7 protein-coding genes are annotated in these 7,994 nt (G+C 59.8%); 2 read left to right on the plus strand and 5 right to left on the minus strand.

Annotated elements, in window-relative coordinates:
• The 4 genes from RR842_RS08620 to RR842_RS08635 all read right to left on the minus strand — a co-directional run.
• Window positions 1–725: protein kinase (locus tag RR842_RS08620; RefSeq protein WP_332729480.1), on the minus strand; the 725-nt coding region annotated here is incomplete at its 3' end.
• A 23-nt stretch (window positions 726–748) separates the two neighbouring features.
• A complete protein-coding gene (locus RR842_RS08625; RefSeq protein WP_332554033.1) occupies window positions 749–1,234 on the minus strand; it encodes a zinc ribbon domain-containing protein in 486 nt (161 codons plus the stop codon).
• 156 nt (window positions 1,235–1,390) lie between these two features.
• Window positions 1,391–3,004, minus strand: coding sequence for a hydantoinase/oxoprolinase family protein (locus RR842_RS08630; protein ID WP_332565361.1), 1,614 nt, complete (start codon window positions 3,002–3,004; stop codon window positions 1,391–1,393).
• Window positions 3,005–3,204: 200 nt separating this feature from the next.
• Window positions 3,205–4,305 (minus strand): DUF917 domain-containing protein, encoded by a 1,101-nt coding sequence (locus RR842_RS08635; RefSeq protein ID WP_332512818.1) that lies wholly within the window; start codon window positions 4,303–4,305, stop codon window positions 3,205–3,207.
• Window positions 4,306–4,545: 240 nt separating this feature from the next.
• Here RR842_RS08635 and RR842_RS08640 point away from each other — a divergent pair, with 240 nt between their 5' ends.
• Entirely contained in the window at window positions 4,546–5,526 is a 981-nt protein-coding gene (locus RR842_RS08640) for a DUF1177 domain-containing protein (RefSeq protein ID WP_332729481.1), read from the plus strand.
• Between the two features lie 160 nt (window positions 5,527–5,686).
• Entirely contained in the window at window positions 5,687–6,616 is a 930-nt protein-coding gene (locus RR842_RS08645) for an aminopeptidase (RefSeq protein ID WP_332574560.1), read from the plus strand.
• Window positions 6,617–6,771: 155 nt separating this feature from the next.
• Here RR842_RS08645 and RR842_RS08650 read toward each other — a convergent pair.
• Window positions 6,772–7,994: DUF234 domain-containing protein (locus RR842_RS08650; protein ID WP_332729482.1), on the minus strand; the 1,223-nt coding region annotated here is incomplete at its 5' end.

A 7,994-nucleotide genomic window follows, 5' to 3' on the forward strand; every position in this document is an offset into this window, starting at 1 on the left:
CCGAATGCCTCGACGAAACGTAAGCGCAGCTCCTTTGCAGCGAATTCTTGCGGCTTCTCAAAGGCATCGTCCAGGAAGCGTCGCTGAGAGGTTTCGAGCGGGAGTTCATCGCGCCACGATTCCGCTTTGGTGCGAGTGCCCCGAGAGAGTTCGACCGAAGAGTAGAGCAGGTAAAGCAGCAGGTCGGCGAACCCAGCAATGTCCGTGGCACGTTCGCCCGCCCCCAGACTCAAGCCGAAATCGACCAGCGAAACCTGCTCGCCGTCGTACAGCACGTTGGCAGGGCGCACGTCCCCGTGAGTCAGCCCCGCGGCATGCAGCACGTCCAACACCTCGATCAGCTGCAAACATACGTCGACGAACTCGTGACCTTTGAAGGCATGCCGATCCTCAAACAGCCAGCTATCGAGCGGCCTCCCCGGCATGCGCGACAAAACGATGAAATAAGCGCGCCCGTCGCGCAGGATGCCCAGCCATTCAGGAAGACTGGGGTGAGCGACGTTCCCCAAAGGGCCGACCTCGCGCCATACTTCCTCGATATCGTAGGAAGTGCGCAAGGGGCGCAACAGCTTCAACGCAACCGGACGCCCATCGGGCGCTGCTGCCTCGAACGTCACGCCCGAACCTCCGATGCCCAAGCAGGCGCCGATACGATAACCCTGCACGACTTTCCCGCAGAAGCGTCGGTAAGGCAGCGCTACAAGACGCTGAGCAAAGCGAGCCATAGAGGGTGCGCTCTCGCTATCTGCTACCGGGGCGTTCCGCACGAAGGACAGAACTTGGCATCAGCCGGAAGAGAGGTGCCACACGATGCGCAAAAGCCGGCTTTCTCTTCGACCTTGGTACCGCACTGCAGACAGAATTTCGAGCCCGCCGGAATGGCGGCATTGCAGGAAGCGCAGACGATACCCGCTTGCTGCGGTGCAGCGGCCGGCGCAGGTGCTTGCTGTACCGCATGGTTTGCCACGGGTGCCTGCTGCACCGGCTGCTGCGCCGGCTGTTGGCCGAATTGCTGCATGATTTGCTGGAGCGGATTTTGCGCAGGTCGCTGGCCGGCATGCTGCTGCATAGGCTGTCCGTAGCCGCCCTGGTTGGCATACTGTGCACGACGTCGGTCGGAGCTGCTGAACGAGCCGAACCCAAAGCCCGACATAAAACCCTTCTGCTGATACTGGGAGCTGCCTCCCTGCCCGTACTGGCGCTTCTTTTTGCTGCTGAACGAGAACATTCCCATGGAACGGCCGCCTTTCAAACGTCTGATGCCGGCGCACGGGGCTTCCGGCCATCACGCAATACCGATAGGTAAGAAGCTAACAGAAGCATTCGTGCCCCAGGTAAAAACGAGGTAACGCTTTTCGCCGAATACGATATCTCCACGGGGCAGGTCACGCTACAGCATCAGATCGCCGACCGCCTTCACGCGAATGCAGAGGGCGTCGCCTAGATAGGCCATGGGGATGTCCTCCACCTCGATAACCTCCACCGTGGCGGGGTCCGCCCCGGCTTCGATAGCCTCCGAGCACGCACGCTGCTTCGATTCGGCAATGGCCTGGTCGCGTGGCGTCTCGGAAAGCGAGAACACTTTAGCGATCTGACCGGACACCTGCGCGATAGCCGATCCGATAGCGTTGGCCACCCCGAAGTTCTCCGGACGCAGCACCTGGTCGGCCCCCTCCACATAGTCGGGAGCCAGGATGGAGCCGCCACCCACCAAGATGACGGTCACATCGCCCGCCGACGTCTTCATGGCATCCACTGCATCTTCGATGATGCGCGAGATCTCCGTGTAGGCCGCTTCCACAAGCTCCGAATCGATACCAGCTACCAAGTCCGCATCGCCCACGCCTTCGACCAGGCCCTTCGCTACCACGATATCGGTAGCGGTAAGCGTATCTCCACCGAAGCAGAGCGCCTTGGAGGTAACCTGATAACCCACGCTGCCCGGGCCCACCGTCACGCTGCCGTCGTCGTGCTTGCGTACAAGGGAGCCGCCGCCCAAGCCCACTGATACCAGGTCGGGCATGCGGAAATTCGTGCGTACATCGCCGATCTCGACGGCAATCATGCTCTCGCGCGGAAACCCGTGCGCCAACACGCCTACATCGGTCGTGGTACCGCCAATATCCACGACCACGGCATCTTTCTTCTTTGTCAAAAACGACGCGCCACGGATGGAGTTCGTCGGACCACAGGCGATGGTGAAGATGGGATAGCGTTTCGCATAGTCCACCGACATAAGCGTGCCATCGTTTTGGCCCAGGTACACGGATACGTGCCCGAGGCCTTCAGCAACCAGCGCGGCCTCAAAACTGTCGGCCGTGGTTTGCGCCACGTCGTAGAGCGCCGCATTTAAGATGGATGCGTTCTCTCGCTCGAGAAAACCCAGCGTGCCTATCTCGGAAGACAGCGACACCGGAAACTCCTCGCCCAACTCCTCATGCAAAAGCGCTGCGGCGCGCTTCTCGTGCACGTCGGATACCGGAGAGAATACGCTGGTCACCGCAATGGACTCGAACCCGTCGGCACGCACGGCGGCGGCAACCTCGCGGATTTCCGCTTCGGAAAGCTCGCTGATCTCGCGGCCATCGAACTCGTGGCCACCATGGATGAGGAAGTCGCGCACGCGCATGGCGCCCTTCAGCTCGTCGGGCCAGTCGGCCATGCAGCTGATAGCCGTGGTCGCCGGTGCTCCTATGCGCACAGCGGCCACCTTGTTCAAACGCTTGCGCTCGACGATGGCATTCGTGCAGTGCGTCGTGCCCAGCATGGCGAAGCCGATGTTCTTGGTCGCCTCAGGCCCAATCTGGGTAACCACTTCGTGCATGGCGGCCTTGATACCGCCCATGACATCTTCGGTTGTCGGGCTTTTCGTCGAAGCCACCAGCTTCAAGTTGCCGTCGATGATGACGGCATCGGTGTTCGTACCGCCCACATCGATGCCCAGACGCCACGTCGGTGCAGCGGCTGCGGTGCTCACGTTATCGTTCGTCATGTTGTTATCCATGTTCTCGCTCTTCGATTTCTTGTCTTGAGCCTTGGCAAACTTACAGTTGCTTACCTTGCTGCATTTGCTGCACGGTGTCTTGTGCTTGCACGTGGCGACCTTCTTGCACGTTTTGGCCTTCACAAGCTTTGAAGATTTTTTAGCCTTGGAAGCCTTCTGAGATTTTGCGGCCTTCTTGGGCTTCTTCTTGTCTTTGCCCATTACGCGCTCGCCCCCGCCAGCGCCATGCGATCCTCCACGGGGATGTAGTCCACGTCGTACCCGAATGCACGCGGGCCCACGACCGCCAATCCCGCGGGCGTGCGCCATTGCGAAGCGCAGGGCATTCCCACTACCACCACACGGGCGCCGTACTTCAAACCCTCGGTGGTTACCGGAGCACCCGACTCCATATCCAGCGACATAATGAGATCGGGAGAGGTGGTCACCGGCTCGCCGTCGCGCAGGGCGATAAGGTTCTCGTTCTGGAATTTGATGACCAGCTGGCTGCCCTTGTCCTCGTCGAGGCCGTCCACGACTGCCTGACCGCGCACGAACATGCCGTCGGTCTTGCGCTCTACGTCCACCACTTTGCCGCGGAACAGACGGAATCCCTTTGTCACGCCCAGCATGGCATCGATGGGGTCGGCATGGCTTTCGCGCGCCTCGCGCAACGTGCGGCCGATTTCCTCGCAGAGCGTCGGCGTGTTCGGAATGCAGAAATCCTTCAATTGCTTGCCTGAGCAGGGATACGAAGCCAGGATGGTGTAGCCGCCCATGACCGACGTGGCCTGGCGCGCGATGCGCTCGAGCCACTTGTCGTCGATGCCGCGCACGGTAGTGGTGTTGCCCTTCTCGTCGGCAAGCACCGCCGGCTGACCCTTTACGCCGTTGATGCCCAGCGTGGTCATCTGCAGTTCAGGGAACGCACGGCCCATCAGGTCGCAGTCGACCACGGGGATGCGGCGCGTAGCCGCGAGGATGAACGGAATGGTTGAGTTCACGCCGCCCGCCTCGACCGCGTAGATGGCGTAGGCTTCTTGGCCCAGTTCGCGCACCAGCTCATCGTAGGTGGCCATGGGCTCCAACCCGCTGCATATCTTCTCTACCATAATGGTAGGGGCACCCATCATCTGCGAAACGACGACCAGTGCATCGTCGGGTACTTCGTCGGGGGTGATAAGCTCAACCTCGCCGTACTTCTTGATAGCCTCGATAGCCATGAGCTTGCCGACGTACGGGTCGCCGCCGCCGCCAGCGCCCAAGACGGTTGCGCCCAGCGCCATGTCCTCGATCTCTTTGATGCCGATCATTCGTCTCATGTTTGGATGGGTCCTTTCAAACGGCAGAACGTCTCTAGGGGGCATTGTACTTGACGTCTGCCCGCCTACCCGCATACACCCGGTTAATTCAAAGTTAAACCTGACAACCGGGAGCAACCGGGAGCAAGACGGGCGCTTGTATTCGTTTTTTCGCTTCGCCTTCCCTTTGTCTTTCCCTCTTCCGAAGATTGCCTGTATCCTTTGGGAGAATGAAAAAACGACGTCCAAGGAGCGCTCCCTATGATACTCAAGCAACTGATAGACCTGTACGACGTACTGGACTCGCCTGCTGCGAGCGGAGAGGCGGCGGTTGCGTTCCTGCGCGGGGTCAACCCTGCATGCGATGCGAAAACATACGTGCTTGAAGGACCTAAGGGGTCCACCGACATGGTGCGCGTGCGCATCCCCGGCGCACACGGGCGCTCGACCGGCGGGGAAGCCCCCACCATTGCGCTTCTGGGTCGCCTGGGTGGGCTGGGTGCGCGTCCCGAACGCATCGGCTTCGTATCCGACGGCGATGGCGCGCTCACGGTACTGGCGTGCGCTGCCAAACTGCTCTCGATGCATGCGCGCGGCGACGTGCTGGCGGGCGACGTGGTGCTTTCCACGCACGTATGCCCACATGCTCCTACCTCCCCCCACGAACCCGTGCCCTTCATGGGGTCGCCCGTGGCTACCGCCGACGTGAACCGCGAGGAGATGGGCGGTGCGGAAGCGCAAGGGCCCTGGGCGGCCGATGCGGTGCTGGTCGTTGACACGACGAAGGGCAACCGCATCATGAACGAGCGCGGGTTCATGATCTCTCCGACCGTGCTGCAAGGGTGCATCCTGCGCGTCAGCGATGACCTGGTGGGCTTGGCCGAGATCGCAACCGGGCGCCCCGCTAGCACCTTCCCGCTGTCCATGGCCGACATCACGCCCTACGGCAACGGCCTGTACCATCTGAATTCTATCCTGCAGCCGGCCACCGCAACCGCCGCGCCCGTCGTCGGCGTGGCCATCACCACCCAGACGGCCGTTCCTGGCTGCGCGACCGGAGCCACCCATGTGACCGACCTCGACGAAGCCGGCTCCTTCATGATCGAGGCCGCCAAGGCATTCGGCGAGGGAACGTGCTCCTTCTACGATACGGAGGAGTTCGACCGCTTCCAAGCACGCTACGGTTCGTTCGCCCATCTGCAAACAATGGGCGCGCTGCCGGCAGAGAACCCGGAAGCGTAACCGCGAAGGCTCGCCGATTTTATGCGCAAACCCGAATCGAGCAGACGGTCCCCGGATGTTTCACGTGAAACATTTGCAGCCATTTTTTCGAACGCGAAAAATTGACTGCTGATTTAATGATTGGATTGGTTATAGAATGAATATCGCGCAACGAGCACAGATGATCCTTGAGACGAACCTCGCACTGAGGGCCGATGAGACGCTTCTCGTGGTGACCGACGACGCAACCTACGAGGTGGGCCTGCTGTTCTACACGGCCGCGCGCACGCTAGGGCGATCGGCACTGCTGATGCAGATGCCCGAAGGCCGCGTTTCGGGCGAAGAGCCCCCTGCGGCGGTTGCCGCAGCAATGAAGGCTGCCGACGTCGCGCTGTGCCCGACGGCAAAATCCATCACGCACACGAATGCGCGCATCGCAGCTGCGCAAGCGGGTACGCGCGTCGTCACCATGCCGAGCATAACCATGGACATGCTGCGCGACGGTGCCGCTTGCGCCGATTACGCGCAGGTCGAACGCATCACGCACGCGCTCACCGAGCGCTTAACGAAAGCCCGCACGGCGCGCATCGAAAAGGGAGGCCACGTGCTGACTCTCGATCTCGCCGACCGCAACGGCGTTGCAAGCCCCGGCGTGTACCGCGAGCCGGGCGCGAGCGGCAACTTCCCCTCGGGCGAAGCCTATATCGCGCCGGTCGAGAAGGGCGCGAGCGGCACGGTCCTCATCGATGGCTCGATGGTGGGCATCGGATTGCTGCCCCAACCCCTCGTCGCGCACCTCGAACAGGGTTGCCTCACGCATATCGAAGGCGGCAACGCGGACGGCCCCTATGCCGACCAGCTCTCCGTCCTGTTCGACCGACCCGAAAATGGCACCATCGCCGAGCTGGGCATCGGCACAAACGAGTGCGCGAAGCTCTGTGGCATCATTCTGGAAGACGAGAAGATATACGGCACGGTCCATGTGGCTTTCGGCACCAACACCTCGTTCGGCGGCACCACAAAAGCAGACTGCCACCTCGACGGCATCGTGCTCGCTCCCACCCTCTACCTGGACGACGAATGCGTCATCCGCGACGGGGAGTTTCAATAGGAACGGCCTGAACGCCGAAGGCCTCGAACAGATCGAGCAGTTCTTGGTGCGAACTCCCTCAGCCTTTATGGTGGGCAAGCCCTGACGCTCCCTTTAAAGCACAAGCAACGACATTTCTGGTTTTAGACCATCGAGACCAGCAACGCACCGCCTAGCTACTCCATCAGCAGCACGTCAGCGCGCCCGGCCGCCAAAGAGCGCAGCTCGTCGGTGAACCCTTCGATGCTGAACAACGCATACCCTATCTGTTCGGCCTTATGCGGAACCACGGCTGCCTTCCGTTCAAGGTCACGTAGAACATTTACCCCGACCGGGCCTTTCCAAAACTTGCACTCGCCAAACACGATACCCTCCCCCGAAGCATCAACAGCCACGAGGTCAATTTCCACGTCACGGATTCCCCACCAGCGGCCTACCTTTGCTGGAGTAAAGGGCCATCTCCCTTTCGCAGCGGCTTCCCATACTTTTTCGCAACAGACTGATTCGTACACGTAGCCAACATGCCCATCAATGAAGTTCGCCCGGATTCGACTCATCACCACATCGGAGTGCCCTGATTCAAGCAAACCAAGATTCGGGAATACGTAGCGAAACCAAAACAAAAGATAGTTGTCTTTGATGCGGTAAAGCCCCTTTTTGCTCTTCTCTGGCCGCAGTTCAGTCGCTGGAACTTCTCGTTCAAGAATATCCAAATCGACAAGTGTTTTTAAATATTTAGACAGGCTTGTCTGCTTGACCTCCAACACACTTGCCATGGCACCCAACTTTCGGTTCCCCGCCGCAATTGCCTTGATAAGGGAAAAATAGGTTCCCACCTCCCCAACTTCCTTCTGCAAGAGAAAGTTTGCCTCATCGTAGAGAAAGCTGTTGCGGTTGAGCACATTAGCTTGGATTGCATCTAAAACATCGGCCTTATCCTTGAAAAGTTCGATGTACTTCGGCACACCGCCCGTCACGCTATAGCGCTCAACCAGATCGCGCTTGGACAAATCGTCGAAGAATTCGCCATAGTACGAAAAAGGTATCTGCCCCATTCGTATTTGGGCCGTTCGCCTGCCATAAAGTGGACTTTCGTAAGAAAGCGTCTGTGCAAGCATCAGGGATATAAGAGAGCCGCACAGCACCACCATCACGTTTCTTTTGCTTAACACCGTGTCCCATATCCGTTGGAATATCGAGGGGAACGCAACATTGGCTTTGCCGAGATACTGGAATTCATCGATCACGATAACAAGGCGTTCGCTGTTGCCTTGGGTGAGGCGGTCGAAAAGATCGTCCCATCGCTCGACCGACGCATTGCGCAACAGCGTATCGTCGGTAAAATCAGCTACCAAGTTTTTGAATGCGGCCCTGTTTTGAGCCTCGGATTCCTCGGTGG

It is taken from the genome of Gordonibacter sp., from assembly GCF_036667095.1.
Classification (GTDB): Bacteria; Actinomycetota; Coriobacteriia; order Coriobacteriales; family Eggerthellaceae; genus Gordonibacter.